The organism is Aureimonas endophytica, from assembly GCF_014642635.1.
Lineage (GTDB): Bacteria > Pseudomonadota > Alphaproteobacteria > Rhizobiales > Rhizobiaceae > Plantimonas > Plantimonas endophytica.
The window spans coordinates 1-16,142 of record NZ_BMIQ01000001.1; the positions used below are offsets into that span (position 1 = coordinate 1).

General features: G+C 68.1%; 14 protein-coding genes. 7 read left to right on the forward strand and 7 right to left on the reverse strand.

Going from position 1 to position 16,142, the window contains the following annotated elements; genetic code table 11:
- From IEY14_RS00005 to IEY14_RS00030, 6 genes are all read left to right on the forward strand, one after another.
- A partial coding sequence (locus IEY14_RS00005; RefSeq protein ID WP_195826171.1) for an electron transfer flavoprotein subunit alpha/FixB family protein occupies window positions 1-502 on the forward strand: 502 nt, incomplete at its 5' end.
- A gap of 193 nt (window positions 503-695) precedes the next feature.
- The gene (locus IEY14_RS00010) at window positions 696-2,015 is read left to right on the forward strand and encodes an Ig-like domain-containing protein (protein WP_188906193.1); all 1,320 of its coding nucleotides are present in this window, start codon (window positions 696-698) and stop codon (window positions 2,013-2,015) included.
- A gap of 117 nt (window positions 2,016-2,132) precedes the next feature.
- Window positions 2,133-4,013: an ABCB family ABC transporter ATP-binding protein/permease gene (locus IEY14_RS00015; RefSeq protein ID WP_188906194.1), complete on the forward strand. Its 1,881-nt coding sequence runs from the start codon at window positions 2,133-2,135 to the stop codon at window positions 4,011-4,013.
- 94 nt (window positions 4,014-4,107) lie between these two features.
- Complete coding sequence (locus IEY14_RS00020; protein WP_188906195.1) at window positions 4,108-4,806, forward strand: phosphatidylserine decarboxylase; 699 nt, start codon at window positions 4,108-4,110, stop codon at window positions 4,804-4,806.
- Window positions 4,807-4,809: 3 nt separating this feature from the next.
- A complete protein-coding gene (locus IEY14_RS00025) occupies window positions 4,810-5,685 on the forward strand; it encodes a CDP-alcohol phosphatidyltransferase family protein (RefSeq protein WP_188906196.1) in 876 nt (291 codons plus the stop codon).
- 4 nt (window positions 5,686-5,689) lie between these two features.
- Window positions 5,690-6,250, forward strand: coding sequence for a pyridoxamine 5'-phosphate oxidase family protein (locus IEY14_RS00030; protein ID WP_188906197.1), 561 nt, complete (start codon window positions 5,690-5,692; stop codon window positions 6,248-6,250).
- Here IEY14_RS00030 and IEY14_RS00035 read toward each other — a convergent pair whose 3' ends face one another.
- The 5 genes from IEY14_RS00035 to radA all read right to left on the reverse strand — a co-directional run bounded on the left by IEY14_RS00035 (window position 6,251) and on the right by radA (window position 11,815).
- Window positions 6,251-7,249 carry a KpsF/GutQ family sugar-phosphate isomerase gene (locus IEY14_RS00035; RefSeq protein ID WP_188906198.1) on the reverse strand — a complete coding sequence of 333 codons (999 nt, stop codon included), beginning with the start codon at window positions 7,247-7,249 and terminating at the stop codon, window positions 6,251-6,253.
- Window positions 7,250-7,278: 29 nt separating this feature from the next.
- Complete coding sequence (locus IEY14_RS00040; RefSeq protein ID WP_188906199.1) at window positions 7,279-8,028, reverse strand: SDR family NAD(P)-dependent oxidoreductase; 750 nt, start codon at window positions 8,026-8,028, stop codon at window positions 7,279-7,281.
- Window positions 8,021-9,481, reverse strand: coding sequence for an amidophosphoribosyltransferase (gene purF / locus IEY14_RS00045; protein WP_188906200.1), 1,461 nt, complete (start codon window positions 9,479-9,481; stop codon window positions 8,021-8,023). The genes IEY14_RS00040 and purF overlap by 8 nt, the downstream gene beginning before the upstream one ends.
- Window positions 9,482-9,653: 172 nt before the next feature.
- Window positions 9,654-10,283, reverse strand: a complete 630-nt coding sequence (locus IEY14_RS00050) for a CvpA family protein (RefSeq protein WP_188906201.1) — start codon at window positions 10,281-10,283, stop codon at window positions 9,654-9,656.
- Between the two features lie 116 nt (window positions 10,284-10,399).
- Window positions 10,400-11,815 (reverse strand): DNA repair protein RadA, encoded by a 1,416-nt coding sequence (radA, locus tag IEY14_RS00055; protein WP_188906202.1) that lies wholly within the window; start codon window positions 11,813-11,815, stop codon window positions 10,400-10,402.
- Window positions 11,816-11,968: 153 nt separating this feature from the next.
- Between radA and IEY14_RS00060 the strand changes: the two genes are divergently transcribed.
- Window positions 11,969-13,111: an AAA family ATPase gene (locus IEY14_RS00060; protein WP_188906203.1), complete on the forward strand. Its 1,143-nt coding sequence runs from the start codon at window positions 11,969-11,971 to the stop codon at window positions 13,109-13,111.
- Between the two features lie 28 nt (window positions 13,112-13,139).
- On the opposite strand, the gene IEY14_RS00065 is transcribed toward IEY14_RS00060, so the two are convergent.
- Both IEY14_RS00065 and IEY14_RS00070 read right to left on the reverse strand, forming a co-directional pair.
- Complete coding sequence (locus IEY14_RS00065) at window positions 13,140-14,627, reverse strand: replicative DNA helicase (RefSeq protein ID WP_188906204.1); 1,488 nt, start codon at window positions 14,625-14,627, stop codon at window positions 13,140-13,142.
- Between the two features lie 160 nt (window positions 14,628-14,787).
- The gene (locus IEY14_RS00070) at window positions 14,788-16,056 is read right to left on the reverse strand and encodes a cyclopropane fatty acid synthase (RefSeq protein ID WP_188906205.1); all 1,269 of its coding nucleotides are present in this window, start codon (window positions 16,054-16,056) and stop codon (window positions 14,788-14,790) included.
- Window positions 16,057-16,142: the final 86 nt, after the last annotated feature.

The following is a 16,142-nucleotide window of genomic DNA, read 5'->3' on the forward strand; positions in this document are numbered from 1 at the left end:
GGTGCTGACGGTGCGCAGCACCGCCTTCGCCTCGGCCTCGGAGGGCGGCTCGGCCTCGGTCGAGCGGATCGGGGGGGCGGGCGATCCCGGCCTGTCGCGCTTCGTCGAGGAGCGGCTGGCGGAAAGCGAGCGGCCGGAACTCGCGAGCGCGAAGATCGTGGTTTCGGGCGGCCGGGCGCTGGGCTCGAAGGAGAAGTTCGAGGAAGTCGTCTTGCCGCTCGCCGACAAGCTCGGCGCGGCGGTCGGCGCGTCGCGCGCGGCGGTGGATGCCGGCTATGCGCCGAACGACTGGCAGGTCGGCCAGACCGGCAAGGTCGTGGCGCCGGACCTTTACATCGCCTGCGGCATTTCGGGCGCGATCCAGCATCTCGCCGGCATGAAGGATTCCAAGGTCATCGTCGCCATCAACAAGGACGGGGAAGCGCCAATCTTCCAGGTCGCCGATTACGGCCTCGTCGGCGACCTGTTCCAGGTGCTGCCGGAGATGAAGGACAAGCTCTGACGAGCCGTTCCGGGGAGCCGCCGGTCGCCTCTGCGGCAGGGTCGGCGGTTCCTTCAAATTTGACCCGTTTACCTCAATTGCTCACAGAATCGTCGCTTCGCTTGTTCCCCGGACCCGCCTCCGTTAAATGTTTGTAAATTAACAGGCTGCGGGACTTAATTTCGGGCAGGCGGCCGAATCGATCGCTGCGGGCATGAGTCGGAAGTTTTCAGTTCTCGTCGTATTCTGCCTGTTCCTGCTGGGGGCGATCCTTGCGGGCTACTGGGACATGCTGAGCTCCGAACGGCTTCGGCAGGTCCGCGACCGCGCCTCGCAATCCATCACCGAACTTGCCGAGACGGCCCGCTCGTCCATCGCCGATCCGGCGCCGACGCCGACCGCTCCGGCTCCGGCGGGCGACAAGCCGGCAGCGGGCGAGGGCGCTCCGTCCCTCGCTTCCGCCACGCCGGCGCCCGTCGCCGAGGCGAAGGCGGATGCCGGTGCAGGCAAGCCGGCCGGTAATCCCGATGCGCCGAGCTTCGACATCCTGCGCGTCGAGCCCGACGGCTCGGCCGTCATCGCCGGCCGGGCGAAGCCCGGCAGCGAGATCCGCCTGCTCGACGGCGAGAAGGTCGTCGGCAGCGCCAAGGCCTCCGCCGAGGGCGAATTCGCCATCGTGCTCGACCAGCGCCTTGCCGTCGGCGACCATCAGCTGCGCATCGAGGCGGCGCAGCCGGACGGCCGGACCATCGTCTCGGCCGATGCCGCGATCGTCAGCGTGCCGCAGCCGCACGAGCCGGAGAAGCTTCTGGCCATGATCGAGACGCCCGGTCAGCCCTCGCGGCTGATCGCGGTGCCGAAGGCCGAGCCCGCCGCGCCGCCGGCCACCGATCCCGCCGCCTCGACCACGGTCGCCACGGCCATGCCGGCGCCGACCGCGCCTTCGGCCGCTCCGCCGGCCTCGAGCTTCGCCGTCGATGCGGTGGAGATCGAGAACGGCCGCATCTATGTCGCCGGGCAGGCGGCCGGCTCGCAGCCGGTGCGCGTCTATGTCGACGATCGCCTCGCCGGCGAGGATCGGCGACGCGCCAATGGCCGCTTTCTCGTGACCGCCACCCTGCCGCTCGGCGAGGGCGAGCACCGCATCCGCGCCGATATGATCGGGCCGAACGGCGCGGTCGCCTCGCGCGTCGAGGTGCCCTTCGTCAAGCCGCATGGCGACACGATGTCGGCCGTCGCCGCCGCCGAGCCCCGCACTGTCGCGCCCGAAGACGCCAGTGGCGCGGCCGCCGGCGTCGCGACGGCCACCCAGCCGGCGATGGAGACGGTGCAGGCGCGCGTCCTCATCCGGCGCGGCGATTCGCTCTGGCGCATCTCGCGCAAGGCCTATGGCCAGGGGCGGCGCTATACGGTGATCTATCTCGCCAATGGCGACCAGATCCGCAATCCGAACCGCATCTATCCCGGCCAGCTCCTGCAGGTGCCGAAGGATGAGGCGGCGCAGGCGACCCCGGGCGAGACGGCCACCCGCTAGGGCGCGGATGGTTGACGGAGCGGGCGCCGGGCGCCCGCTTTTCTTTGGGATCGTTCCAGCCTAGATCGGGGATGTCACGGCCGCGCCGCGCGCGGCGTTCCGGATTCGAAAATTCCCTTGTCCCATCCACAGCCTAGAACCGTCGATAGCGGGCGCACCTTCGCCACGCTACGCAATCTCTGGCCCTATATGTGGCCGCAGGAGCGGCCGGACCTGCGGGCCCGCGTCCTTTGGGCGAGCTTCTATCTGGTGCTCGCCAAGCTCCTCACCGTCGCCATCCCCTATTTCTACAAATGGGCGACCGACTCGCTGACCGGCGCCAACAGCGCGACGAAGGTGCTGCCGCTGGTGCTGACCGGGGCCGTCACCCTGGTCGTCGCCTATAATGTCGTGCGCATCGTCTCGGTGGCGCTCAACCAGCTGCGCGACGCGCTGTTCGCCAGCGTCGGCCAATATGCGGTGCGGCGGCTCGCCTTCCGCACCTTCGTGCATCTCCATCGTCTGTCGCTGCGCTTCCATCTGGAGCGACGCACCGGCGGTCTGTCGCGCATCATCGAGCGCGGCACGAAGGGCATCGAGACGATCGTGCGCTTCACGATCCTCAACACGCTGCCGACCATCCTGGAATTCGTGCTGACGGCGGCGATCTTCGGCTTCGCCTACGGGCTCTCCTACGTCATCGTCGTCGCGGCCACCGTGTTCCTCTATTCCTGGTTCACGATCTGGGCGAGCGACTGGCGCATCCGCATCCGCAAGGAGATGAACGACTCGGATACCGAGGCGAACACCAAGGCGATCGATTCGCTCCTGAATTTCGAGACCGTCAAATATTTCGGCAACGAGTCGATGGAGGCCGATCGCTTCGACCAGTCGATGGCGCGTTACGAGAAGGCGGCGACGCAGACCTGGGTGTCGCTCGGCTGGCTGAATTTCGGTCAGGGCGTCATCTTCTCGGTCGGCATGGGCGCCGCGATGGTCATGTCGGCGCTGGAAGTGCGGGCCGGCACGCAGACGCTCGGCGATTTCGTGCTGATCAACTCGCTCCTGATGCAGCTTTCGATTCCGTTGAACTTCATCGGCTTCATCTATCGCGAGATCCGCCAGGGCCTCACCGATATCGAGGAGATGTTCACGCTGCTCGACGTGCCGGAAGAGGTGGAGGACCGTCCAGACGCCGCGCCGCTCGCCGTCACCGCCGGCGCGATCCGCTTCGAGAATGTCCGCTTCCGCTACGAGGCGGGGCGCGAGATCCTGAAGGGCATCAGCTTCGAGGTGCCGCCCGGCAAGTCGGTGGCGATCGTCGGCCCGTCGGGGGCCGGCAAGTCGACGCTGTCGCGCCTTCTCTTCCGCTTCTACGATCTCGAAAGCGGGCGCATCACCATCGACGGGCAGGATATCGCGCGGGTGACGCAGTCCTCGCTGCGCGCCGCCATCGGCATCGTGCCGCAGGATACGGTGCTGTTCAACGATACGCTCGAATACAATATCCGCTACGGCCGGATGGAGGCGAGCGAGGCGGAGCTGCGCCAGGCGGCGGAACGGGCCCAGATCGGCCGCTTCATCGAGCTTCTGCCGGAGGGCTTCGCCACGCGCGTCGGCGAGCGCGGCCTGAAGCTGTCCGGCGGCGAGAAGCAGCGCGTCGCCATCGCCCGCACCCTCCTGAAGGGTCCGTCGATCCTCGTCCTGGACGAGGCGACCTCGGCGCTCGACACCCATACGGAACAGGAGATCCAGTCGGCGCTGGACGAGGCGGCGCGCGAGCGCACCACCCTCACCATCGCGCATCGCCTGTCGACCATCGTCGCGGCGGACGAGATCCTCGTCCTGAAGGCCGGCGAGATCGTCGAGCGCGGCAGCCATGCGGGCCTGCTTGAAGCCGGCGGCCTCTATGCCGAAATGTGGCGCATGCAGCGCGAGGCGACCGAGGCGGAGGAAGCCCTGCGCCGCGCCCGCGCCGCCGACGAGTTCGGCATCGTCGATCGCCAGCGCATCGCCTGACGCGCGGCATTCGCGCCGCGAGGCTTGCAACCGCGACCCGTTTCGGGCTTCAACCCGAGGCGACGCGCTCCGACCCGAAAGGACCCCGCGAGGGATGGATATCCTCACCTCGATCCGCAACGTTCTCGTGCCCATCCACCGGGCGGGCTATCCCTTCATCGCGGCCTTCTTCGTCGCCTCGGTGATCCTCGGCTTCTTCTGGCAGCCGCTGTTCTGGATCGGCCTGATCCTGACGCTCTGGTGCGTGTTGTTCTTCCGCGATCCCGAGCGCGTGACGCCGCTCGCCGACCATGTGACGGTGAGCCCGGCCGATGGCCGCGTCTCGCTCGTCGGTCATGTCTCGCCGCCGGCCGAGCTCGAACTCGGCCCCGATCCGATGCTGCGCATCTCGATCTTCATGAACGTCTTCGACTGCCACGTGAACCGGGCGCCGATGCGCGGGCGCATCGCGCGCATCGCCTATCGCGAGGGCGAGTTCAAGAATGCCGAGCTCGACAAGGCGAGCGAGGTGAACGAGCGCAATTCCATGGTGATCGAGACGCCGCGCGGCGAGATCGGCGTCGTGCAGATCGCCGGCCTCGTCGCCCGCCGCATCCTCTGCTTCGCGGCGACCGGCGACCGGCTGGAAGCGGGCGAGCGCTTCGGCCTGATCCGCTTCGGCTCGCGCCTCGACATCTACCTGCCGGAAGGCGCCAAGCCGCGCGTCGCCGAAGGCCAGAAGGCGGTGGCCGGCGAGACGGTGATCGCGGAATTCGCCGATGGCCCGTCCACCTATCCGGCGCGGCGCGACTGACCGATGAAATCGCCCTTCCAGCCCTTCGAGCCGCCGGCGCCCGGATACGAGGGGGGCGAACGCGCGGCGCCGAGCGAGAAGCGGCGCATTCCGCTGCGCCATATCGTGCCGAACCTCATCACCATCGTCGCGATCTGCGCCGGCATGACCGGCATGCGCCTCGCCTTCGAGGGCCGGTTCGAGCTGGCGGTCGGCCTCGTCATCGCGGCGGCGCTGCTCGACGGTATCGACGGGCGGATCGCCCGGATGATGAAGGGCCAGAGCCGGTTCGGCGCGGAGATGGATTCGCTCGCCGATATCGTGAATTTCGGCGTGGTGCCGGCGATGGTGCTCTATGCCTATTCGCTGCACGACGCGGGCTCGGCCGGCTGGATCGCGGCCCTGCTCTATGCCGCCACCTGCGCCCTGCGCCTCGCCCGTTTCAACACGATGCTGGACGCGCCGAAGCCCGCCTGGCAGACCAAGTTCTTCACCGGCGTGCCGGCCCCGGCCGGGGCGGGGCTCGCCTTCTTTCCGGTCTATCTCGGCTTTTCCGGCTTCGATTTCGGCATCGGGCCGCGTCCCGCGGCGCTCTTCGCCGCCGCCTATCTGCTCTTCGTCGGCTTCCTGATGGCGAGCCGCATCCCGACCTTTTCCGGCAAGACGATCAGCATCCGCGTCCGCCGCGATCTCGTCATCCCGGTCACGCTCTGCGTCGTCCTCTACATCGTCCTTCTCGCCAGCTTCCTGTGGGAAACGCTGGTGGTGACGGTGATCGCCTATTTCGTCTCGATCCTCTTCTCGATGCGCGACTACCGCCGTTCGGTCCGCCGCTATGGCATGGCGGTGGAGCCGCTGCCGACCGACGAACGCACGGACACCGATCCTTCCGGGGCATAGCGACATGGCGAAGCAGTTCGGCGAACTCTCGGACGCGCATCGCGAATTCATCGCGCGGCAGCATGTGTTCTTTACCGCGTCCAGCACTCCGGAGAGCCGGGTCAACATCTCTCCGCGAGAGACGCTGAGCCTGCGCGTGCTTGGACCAAAGCAAGTCGCCTTTCGCGATCTGACCGGCAGCGGCTGCGAGACGGCGGCCCATTGTCTCGCGGATGGGCGGTTGACGATCATGTTCTGTGCCTTCGAAGGCCAGCCGCTGATCATGCGCCTTTACGGACGGGGCACGACCCATCGCGTCGGCACGACGAGCTTCGACAAGCTGTTGCAGGACCATTTCGGGGCGGAAGCGCCGCTCGGCACGCGCCAGATCGTTCTTCTCGACATCGATCTGGTGCAGACGTCCTGCGGCTATGGCGTGCCGCTCTTCGATTACGTCGGCGAACGGCCCAATCTCGCACGCTGGGCCGAGCATAAGGGCGAGGCCGGCCTCGTCGCCTATCGGGCCGAAAAGAATGTCGAAAGCCTCGACGGTCTGCCGACGGGTTTTGCCGCCGAGCCCGCCTGACTACACGATGCCGAGGGCGAGAAGGTCCTTCAGCTGAACCAGGCCGGCGATGGCGCCGCCGGCTTCGGTAACGAAGAGCTGCGAGATGCGGCGTTCCTCGCAGAGCGCCAGGGCATCGACGGCGAGCCGCCCGGCATCGATGGAACAGGGCTTGGCGGTCATGATGTCGCGGGCCGCGCGGTCAAGCGTCGGCTGGGCGTCGAGGGCGCGGCGCAGGTCGCCATCGGTGATGACGCCGGCGAAGCGCTCGCCGTCATAGACGGCGGTGGCGCCGCGCTGCCCTCGGCCGATCGCGGCGATCACGTCCGTCATCGGGCTCGCCAGGGCGACGCGCGGCACTTCGCGCAGATGCGGCAGGCGGTCCAGCACCTCGTGCATGCGCAAGAGCTGCGCGCCGAGCCGGCCGGCGGGGTGGAATTTGGCGAAGTCGTCGCGCTGGAAGTTGCGCACCCGGATGAGGGCCGAGGCCAGCGCATCGCCGAGCACCAGGGTCATCGTCGTCGAGGTCATCGGGGCCAGCGACAAGGGGCAGGCCTCCGCCGCGTTCGGCAGGCGCAGGATCGCGTCGGCATGGCGGCCGAGCGAGGAGTCCGGCCGCGACGTCATGGCGACCAGCGTGACCCGGAAGCGCCTGCAATATTCGATCACCGGCTGCAATTCCTGGCTTTCGCCGGAATTCGAGATGGCGATGACGAGATCGGCGCCGCCGATCATGCCGAGATCGCCATGCGCCGCCTCGGCCGCGTGGAGGAAGAAGGCGGGCGTGCCGGTGGAGGCGAGCGTCGCCGCGATCTTCTGGCCGACATGGCCAGACTTGCCGATGCCGGTCACGACGACGCGCCCCTCGCAGGCTTCGATCAGCGCGACGACGCGGTCGAACTCGCCGTCGATCGAGGCCGCCAGCGCGCGCAGTCCCTCGATCTCGATCTCGATCGTCCGGCGCGCCGTGTCGATCGGGCCGAGACCGTCTTCGTGCAGGGAAGCGAGCGCTTGCGACATGGTGTGCGGTGTCTCGTGACGGATGGCGGTCAGGACGGCGTGCGATAGGCGAGGAAGCGGTTCTCGCGCACGTTGAACAGCCCGCCGGTCTCGGTGACGGCGTCGAAGGCGAGCGGCAGGATGCGCGCCGCGACCTCGGCGGCCGAGGGCAGGGAGGCCGGGTCCTCGCCGGGCATCGCCTGCTTGCGCATCGCGGTGCGCGTCGCGCCGGGATCGACGGAATTGACGCGCAGCGGCAACGTGTCCGTCTCGTGCGCCCAGGAGCGGACGAGCGCCTCGCAGGCCGCCTTGGAGGCGGCATAGAGGCTCCAGAAGGCCTTGGCGCTATGGGCGGCGCCCGACGACATGACGATCGCGCGCCCCGCTTCCGCGCGGCGCAGCAGCGGATCGACCGACCGGATGAGACGCCAGGTCGCCGTGACGTTCACCGCCATCGTCTTCTCGAAGACCTTCGCCTCGATATGGCCGATGGGCGACAGGACGCCGAGCAGCGCCGCATTGGCGACGAGCACGTCGAGCCGGCCCCAGCGCTCGGCGATCGCCCCGCCCAGCCGGTCGATGCCGGCCATGTCGGTGAGGTCGAGCGGCACCAGCGTCGCGCTGCCGCCGGCGCCCTGGATCTCGTCGTCGAGCTCTTCCAGGCCGCCGACCGTACGCGCGACGGCGACGACATGGGCGCCTTCGCCGGCGAGAAGCTTCGCCAGTTCCCGGCCGATGCCGCGCGAGGCGCCGGTGACGAGGGCGATCCGCCCGTCGAGCCGCCGTGCCGTGTCAGACATTGCCGGCGAGCACCGGCAGGGCGCGGACATTGTCCGCCGCGTCGAGATCGGTCAGCGAGGTCGGATAGTCGCCGGTGAAGCAGGCATCGCAGAATTGCGGCGCGTGCGGATTGCGCGCCGGCTCCTCGGTCGCGCGGTAGAGACCGTCGATGGAGATGAAGGCGAGCGAATCGACCTGGATGAACTCGGCCATCTCCTCGATCGTCATGCGCGAGGCGAGGAGCTTCGAGGTTTCCGGCGTGTCGACGCCGTAGAAGCAGCTCGACCGCGTCGGCGGCGAGGCGATGCGCATATGCACTTCCTTCGCGCCGGCCTCGCGCACCATGCGCACGATCTTCTGCGAGGTCGTGCCGCGCACGATCGAATCATCGACCAGGATGACGCGCTTGCCCTCGATCATCCGCCGATTGGCATTGTGCTTCAGCTTCACGCCCATATGGCGGATGGCGTCGCCAGGCTGGATGAAGGTGCGGCCGACATAGTGGTTGCGGATGATGCCGAGCTCGAAGGGCAGGCCGGCCTCCTGCGCGTAGCCGATGGCGGCCGGCACGCCGGAATCGGGCACCGGCACCACGACATCGGCGGCGTTCTTCGTCTCGCGCGCCAGTTCCGCGCCGATCCGCTTGCGGATCTCGTAGACATTGCGCCCTTCCACGAAACTGTCCGGCCGGGCGAAATAGACATATTCGAAGACGCAGAAGCGCGGACGCCGCTTCTGGAAGGGGAAGAGGCTCTCGATGCCGTCCTCCGAGATGACGACCATCTCGCCCGGCTCGATGTCGCGCACGAACTCGGCGCCGATGATGTCGAGGGCGCAGGTCTCGGAGGCGAGGATCGCCGCGCCTTCCAGCGTGCCGAGGACGAGCGGGCGGATACCCAGCGGATCGCGCACGCCGATCATCGTCTTCGGCGACAGGCCGACCAGCGAGAAGGCGCCTTCGAGCCGCGACAGGGCGTCGATCAGCTTCTCGTTGAAATGGCGCGCGCCGCTGGTGGCGACGAGATGCAGGATGGTCTCGGTGTCGGAGGTGGAGGAGAAGATCGAGCCGCGCCGCTGCAATTCGCGCTGCACGGTCATGGCATTGGTGATGTTGCCGTTATGGGCGACGGCGAAGCCGCCGGACGAGAGCTCGGCGAAGAAGGGCTGCACGTTGCGCAGGCCGCCGCCGCCGGTCGTCGCGTAGCGCGTATGGCCGATCGCTGTCTGGCCGGGCAGGGCCTCCAGGACGCTCTGCCGGGTGAAGGTGTCGCCGATCAGCCCGCTATGGCGCTCGACATGGAACTGCGCGCCGTCATGGGAGACGATGCCCGCCGCCTCCTGGCCGCGATGCTGCAGGGCGTGGAGGCCGAGCGCCACGAAGCGCGCCGCGTCCGGCTTGTTGAAGATGCCGAAGACGCCGCATTCCTCGTGGAGGGAATCGTCGTCCGGATCGCCGAAAGGAACTTCACCCATGGAACGAGCTCGCCTGCAAAACGGCACGGAAGGCGCCGGCCCGGGAGAGGGGACGGCGGGTGCCGAGCGTCGTTGAAACACTCATATGGTCGTCGTGGCGCCGCGCTGCGAGGTCGCCCGCGGCATGATCATGAACGGGCGCGACATCCGGGGACGGCATCGCCCGCTCCTCTCAGTTCGAGCGCGGCTGGGCCGGCTCGTCGGCCGGCGCCTCGCCGGAATTGCCGATCACGCCCTCGATCGTGTTCGGCTCCTGGCCCGGCTCCTCCGCCGGCGGCTGGTGCTCCAGCTTCTGGCGCAGGCCCGCCGGCAGAAGCTCCATCGGCTTCTGCGGCACCGCCGCCTCGAGCTTGCGGCCGAGATCGTCCAGCATGGGCTTCGACCGGGCATTGGCGACCCAGGTCGGCTGGCTTTCCGGCGGCGTCAGGAAGTTGAAGAGCAGCATCGCCACCACGACGAGGAGGATGCCGCGCGCCGCGCCGAAGGCGAAGCCGAGCATGCGGTCGAGCGCGCCGACCCGGCTGTCGATGATGAAATCGGCGATGCGCAACGTGATGAAGGAGACGACGATCAGCGTGAGGGCGAAGACGATGCCGGCCGCCGCGATCATCGCGATCTTCTCGTTGTCCACATATTTCTGCACATAGGGCGTCACCGGCCCGTAGAGGAAGAAGGCCGCCGCCGCCGCCGCCACCCAGGAGAGGATCGACAGCACCTCGCGGGAGAAGCCCCGGACCATGGCGAGCAGGGCCGAGATCAGCGTCACGCCGAGAAGGATCCCATCCAGCAAGGTGACGGTCATCAGGTCGGGGCCTCGTATTCGCCGGCGCGCCGCGGGCAGCGCGGGGTCAAAAGCACGAAAAGCGCCCGGCGCGCGGCGCCGGACGGTGGGTCACCCGTGTCATAAGCACTTTTTTCTCAGGAATCATAGTCGATCGCGCGATCCTGTCCCCGGCGGCGGCCGCTGCCGGCGACGCGCGCCACGAGATCGGGCAGCGACTCGACCTCGTGGGTGATGCCCTCGCGCATCTTCTGCCCTTCGGCGGCGGCCTGCGGCAGCACCGACTGGGCGAAGCCGAGCTTCTCCGCCTCCTTGATGCGCTGGGCCGCATGGGCGACGGGACGCACCGCGCCCGACAGGCTGATCTCGCCGAAATAGACGCAGTCGGAAGGCAGAGCCATGCCGGACAGGGAGGAGACGAGCGCCGCCGCGACGGCGAGATCGGCCGCCGGCTCCGAGATGCGATAGCCGCCGGCGACGTTCAGATAGACGTCGTGCTGGCCGAGCCGGACGCCGCAATGCGCCTCCAGCACGGCGAGCACCATGGCGAGCCGCGCCGAGTCCCAGCCGACGACCGCGCGACGCGGCGTGCCGAGCGAGGTCGGCGCGACGAGCGCCTGGATCTCGACCAGCACCGGCCGCGTGCCCTCCATGCCGGCGAAGACGGCGGCGCCAGGGGCCTTGGCGTTGCGCTCGCCGAGAAAGAGCTCGGACGGGTTCGCCACCTCGCGCAGGCCGCTGTCGCCCATCTCGAAGACGCCGATCTCGTCCGTCGGTCCGAAGCGGTTCTTCACCGTGCGCAGGATGCGGAAGTGATGGCCGCCTTCACCCTCGAAATAGAGCACCGCGTCGACCATGTGCTCGACGACGCGCGGCCCGGCGATCTGACCGTCCTTCGTCACGTGGCCGACGAGAATCACCGCCGCGCCGCTGGATTTCGCGTAGCGCACCAAAGCCTGCACGCCGGAGCGCACCTGCGTCACCGTGCCGGGGGCGGAATCGGCGAGATCCGACCAGAGCGTCTGGATGGAATCGATGATCACGAGATCCGGCCGCCGGTCGGTGGCGAGCGTCGCCAGGATGTCCTCGACATTCGTCTCGGCCATCAGCTGCACGTCGGTCTCGGCCGCCTTCAACCGTTGGGCGCGCAGGCGCACCTGCGCCACGGCCTCCTCGCCGGAAACATAGACGACGCGGTTGCCGGAACGGCTGAGCCCGGCCGCCGCCTGCATCAGGAGCGTCGACTTGCCGATGCCCGGATCGCCGCCGATGAGAATCGCCGAGCCGCGCACGATGCCGCCGCCGGTCGCCCGGTCGAATTCGGCGATGCCGGCGCGGATGCGCGGCGCCTCCTCCAACTCGCCGGAGAGCGGCAGGAGCGCGACCGGCTTGCCCTTGCGCAGCGAGCCGCGCTGCGGGCCGCCGCCGATGCCGCCGGCCGTGTTCTCCTCGATGATCGTGTTCCACTCGCCGCAGGCCTCGCACTTGCCCTGCCAGCGCGAGGTGACATTGCCGCAGTTCTGGCAGACGAAGGAGAGTTTCTGCTTGGCCATGATCGATCGCGAAGGATACGTCTCCGCCGAAGATGGCATGCGAACAAAAGGGAAACAAGGCCGCCGGCCCGAAAGGCGCGCGGCTCGGCGTCGATCGTCCCGCCTTCTTTTCCACGGCATCGCATGCGATCCGGCCGAACGGAGGGTTTCGCCTTGCTCACCACGCTCGCCATTTCCGGCTATCGGTCCTTGCGCGATCTCACCGTGCCGCTCGATCGGCTGACGATCGTCACCGGCGCCAATGGCAGCGGCAAGACGAGCCTTTACCGCGCGCTGCGGCTTCTGGCGGAAACGGCGCAGGGGCGGCTGGTCGCGACGCTCGCCGCCGAGGGCGGTCTCGCCTCGACGCTCTGGGCCGGGCCGGAGATGATCGGCCGGGCGGTGCGCGCCGGTCTCCATCCGGTGCAGGGCACGGTGCGCCGAGGTCCTGTCAGCCTGAAGCTCGGCTTCTCAGGAGACGATTTCGGCTTCGCGATCGATCTCGGCATGCCGAGCGCGGAGAATCCCTTTCCGCACGACCCCGCGATCAAGGTCGAGGCCATGTGGACGGGCGCGTCGCCCGGCCGCGCCTCGCTCTTTGCCGAGCGCCGCAACGGGCTCGTCCGCCTGCGCCGGGCGAAAAGCCACGAATGGCGCGAGGCGATGACGGACCTCTCGCCCTTCGATTCGATGGTGACGCATTGCGCCGATCCCCAGGACGGCGCCGAACTCCTGGCGATGCGCGAGCGGATGCGGAACTGGCGCTTCTACGACGCGCTGCGCACCGATCCCGACGCCCCGGCCAGGCGCCGCCCGGTGATGACCTATACGCCGGTTCTGGCCGGCGACGGCGCGGATCTCGCCGCCGCCATCGCCACGATCCGCGCCATCGGCGACGCGGAAGCGCTGGACGCGATCGTGGCGAGGGCCTTTCCGGGCTCGTATCTTGCCAGCGATCCCGGCGGTCTCGCCCTCCATCAGCATGGGCTGCTGCGTCCGCTGGGGGCGGCGGAGCTGTCGGACGGGACGCTGCGCTATCTCCTGCTCGCCGCCGCGCTGCTGTCGCCCCGGCCGCCCGAACTGATGGTGCTGAACGAGCCGGAGGCGAGCCTGCATCCATCGCTGATGGAGCCGCTGGCCGAGCTTCTGGCCGTCGCGTCCCGGCGCGGCCAGATCGCCATCGTCACCCATAGCGAAGCGCTGCTCGCCGCGCTGCGGACCGGCGGCGCGGCGGCGGAGATCCGTCTGGAGAAGAGCTTCGGCGAGACCGGCGCGCCCGATCTCGACGCGCCGCGCTGGACCTGGCCGAAGCGGTAGCGCCGAAGGCTCCGCGTCGCCGCGCCTCCTACTCGAACCGTTCCGGCAGATAGGCTTCCTCGGCGAGGTCGCTGAAGCGGGTATATTCCGCCTGGAAGGCGAGGGGCGCCGTGCCGGTCGGTCCGTGGCGCTGCTTGGCGATGATGACCTCCGCCTTACCGCGCGCCTCGTTCATCGCCGTCTCCCAGGTGATGTGCTCCTGGGTGCCGAATTTCGGCTCCTTCGACTGGAGGTAGTATTCCTCGCGATAGACGAAGAGCACGACGTCGGCGTCCTGCTCGATCGAGCCCGATTCGCGCAGGTCCGACAGCTGCGGCCGCTTGTCGTCGCGCGATTCGACCTGACGCGACAGCTGCGACAGCGCGACGATCGGCACGTTCAGCTCCTTGGCCAGCGCCTTCAGGCCGGTGGTGATCTCGGTGATCTCCTGCACGCGGTTGCCCGAGGTCTTGGAGGAGCCCTGCATGAGCTGCACATAGTCGATGATCATGACGTCGAGGCCGCGCTGGCGCTTGAGGCGCCGGGCGCGGGCCGCGAGCTGCGCGATCGAGATGCCGCCCGTCTGGTCGATATAGAACGGGATGCGCTGCATCGTCTCCGAACAGGCGATGAGCTTCACCAGTTCGGAATCGTTGATCGTGCCGCGCCTGATCTTCGAGGAGGAGATCTCCGTCTGTTCCGAGATGATACGGGTGGCGAGCTGTTCCGACGACATTTCGAGACTGAAGAAGGCGACGACGCCGCCGTTCTTCGCCGTAACCGAACCGTCCGACTGCTGCGCCGGCTCGTAGGCCGCCGCGATGTTGAAGGCGATGTTGGTGACGAGCGAGGTCTTGCCCATCGCCGGGCGGCCGGCGAGAATCACGAGGTCGGAGCGCTGCAGCCCGCCGAGGCGCCGGTCGAGCCCGGCGATGCCGGTCGAGATGCCGGATAGGCCGCCGTCGCGATCCTTGGCGGCAGTCGCCATCTGCACGGCGAGCGTCAGCGCCTCGGTGAAGGGCTGGAAGCCGCCGTCGTAGCGGCCGGTCTCGGCCAATTCGAACAGGCGGCGCTCGGCCTCCTCGATCTGGTTCTTCGGCTCCATGTCGACCGGCGCGTCGAAGGCGACATTGACCATGTCCTCGCCGATGCGGATCAGCGAGCGGCGGATCGCCAGATCGTAGATGGCGCGGCCGTAGTCGTTGGTGTTGATGATCGTCGTCGCCTCGGCGGCGAGACGCGCCAGATATTGCGCCACGGTGATCTCGCCCACCCGGTCGCCCGCCGCCAGGAAGGTCTTGATCGTCACCGGATTGGCGATCTTGCCCATCCGGATCATCTCCGACGTCTTGGCATAGATCTCCCGATGCAGCGGCTCGTGGAAATGATCCGGCTTCAGGTAGTCGTGGACGATGTAATAGGCGTCGTTGTTGACGAGAATCGCGCCGAGCAGCGCCTGTTCCGCCTCGATGTTGTTGGGTGCTTCGCGATACGGCGAGGCCGCGTCGCCGTGAAGCTTCAAGACCGCTTCCGCCATGGCCGCCCTTTTCCTTCGATGTCCGAACCCTCGCTTCTACCGAAAGATGGGGGTTCTTTCCAACGGCGAAACCGTCGCGGACAGGAAAATCTTCTTATCCACAGCTGCGGGGAGAAGGTTGTGGAGCCTTTGTGGACGACCTGTGGATTTCGGGCCGCGCCTATTCCGCCGCCTGGCAGGCCGTGCCGCGCAGGTCGAGCCCGGCCTCGCGCAGGCGAAGCTGCCGTTCGGCTTCCGCGATATAGTCCCGCGTGATCGGCACCGCGCCATGGCGCCTGGCAATCTGGAACTGGAAGACGTTGAGGTCCCAGAAGCGGAAGGAGGCCTCCGACCCCGCGAGATAAAACTCCCACATGCGGCAGAAGCGTTCGTCGTAGATCGCCTTCGCCTCGTCGCGCCGGGCGAGGAAGCGCTGCCGCCAGTGCCGCAGCGTATCGGCATAGTGCAGACGCAGGATCTCGACATCGGTGACGATCAGGTCGGCGCGTTCGATCGCCGGCGTCATCTCCGACAGGGTCGGCAGATAGCCGCCGGGAAAGATGTATTTCGCGATGAAGCTGTTGGTGTTGCGCGGCGGCTGATAGTGGCCGATCGTGTGGAGGAGCATCACGCCGTCGCGGTCGAGGAGACGCGCCGCCTGGCCGAAGAACTCGTCGTAGAAGTCCTTGCCAACATGCTCGAACATGCCGACCGAGACGATGCGGTCGAACGGCCCCTCGGCCCGGCGGTAATCCAGGAGCTTGAAGTCGGCGCAGCGCGACAGACCGGCCGCCGCCGCGCGCTGGACGGCGATGGCCTGCTGTTCAGTGGACAGCGTCACGCCCGTCACCCGGGCGTCGGCATGGGCGGCGAGATAGAGGCCGAGGCCGCCCCAGCCGCAGCCGATGTCGAGCACGGAGAGATTCGGCCGGTCCATCACCAGCTTCGCCGCGACATGGCGCTTCTTGGCGAGCTGCGCCTCGTCGAGCCCCATCTCGGGATGCTCGAAATAGGCGCAGGAATATTGCCGGTCGGGATCGAGGAAGAGCGAATAGAAATCGGCGGACAGGTCGTAATGATGCCGCACGTTGCGGCGGGAGCGGGCAAGATCGTTGTGCTGGGCGGCGCGGCGCCAGAGCAGCCGGGCCGTCTCGATGGCCTTCATCCAGACCGTGCCCCAGCCGGGATCGGTGGAATTGATCGCGACGACCTCCAGCACGTCGTAGATCGTGCCGTCGAGGATGTCGATCTCGCCGTCCATGAAGCATTCGCCGAGCTTCAGCGAAGGATTGAGCGCCACCGCGCGCTCGGCCGCGCCCGTGTTGAAGCGAATATGCGCGGAAGGTCTGGCGCCGTTGCCGTAACGGTGCCTGCCGCCGCCGGCATCGGTGACCTCCAGCGTTCCGACACGGATCAGGCGAGCGAGGAAATAGGACAGCAGCCGAAACATCGCGGGCAACTCTCGACGAATGCCGGCTTTTCGGACGGACGGACCCCTGGAAAAGCCGCTCTCAACCCTTGCGAACTGACGAGTTC

Coding starts and splice junctions, on each gene's coding strand:
- IEY14_RS00010 (WP_188906193.1), top strand. CDS start 696: ATGAGTCGGAAGTTTTCAGTTCTCGTCGTATTCTGCCTGTTCCTGCTG.
- IEY14_RS00020 (WP_188906195.1), top strand. CDS start 4,108: ATGGATATCCTCACCTCGATCCGCAACGTTCTCGTGCCCATCCACCGG.
- IEY14_RS00025 (WP_188906196.1), top strand. CDS start 4,810: ATGAAATCGCCCTTCCAGCCCTTCGAGCCGCCGGCGCCCGGATACGAG.
- IEY14_RS00030 (WP_188906197.1), top strand. CDS start 5,690: ATGGCGAAGCAGTTCGGCGAACTCTCGGACGCGCATCGCGAATTCATC.
- IEY14_RS00035 (WP_188906198.1), bottom strand. CDS start 7,249: ATGTCGCAAGCGCTCGCTTCCCTGCACGAAGACGGTCTCGGCCCGATC.
- IEY14_RS00040 (WP_188906199.1), bottom strand. CDS start 8,028: ATGTCTGACACGGCACGGCGGCTCGACGGGCGGATCGCCCTCGTCACC.
- purF (WP_188906200.1), bottom strand. CDS start 9,481: ATGGGTGAAGTTCCTTTCGGCGATCCGGACGACGATTCCCTCCACGAG.
- IEY14_RS00050 (WP_188906201.1), bottom strand. CDS start 10,283: ATGACCGTCACCTTGCTGGATGGGATCCTTCTCGGCGTGACGCTGATC.
- radA (WP_188906202.1), bottom strand. CDS start 11,815: ATGGCCAAGCAGAAACTCTCCTTCGTCTGCCAGAACTGCGGCAATGTC.
- IEY14_RS00065 (WP_188906204.1), bottom strand. CDS start 14,627: ATGGCGGAAGCGGTCTTGAAGCTTCACGGCGACGCGGCCTCGCCGTAT.
- IEY14_RS00070 (WP_188906205.1), bottom strand. CDS start 16,056: ATGTTTCGGCTGCTGTCCTATTTCCTCGCTCGCCTGATCCGTGTCGGA.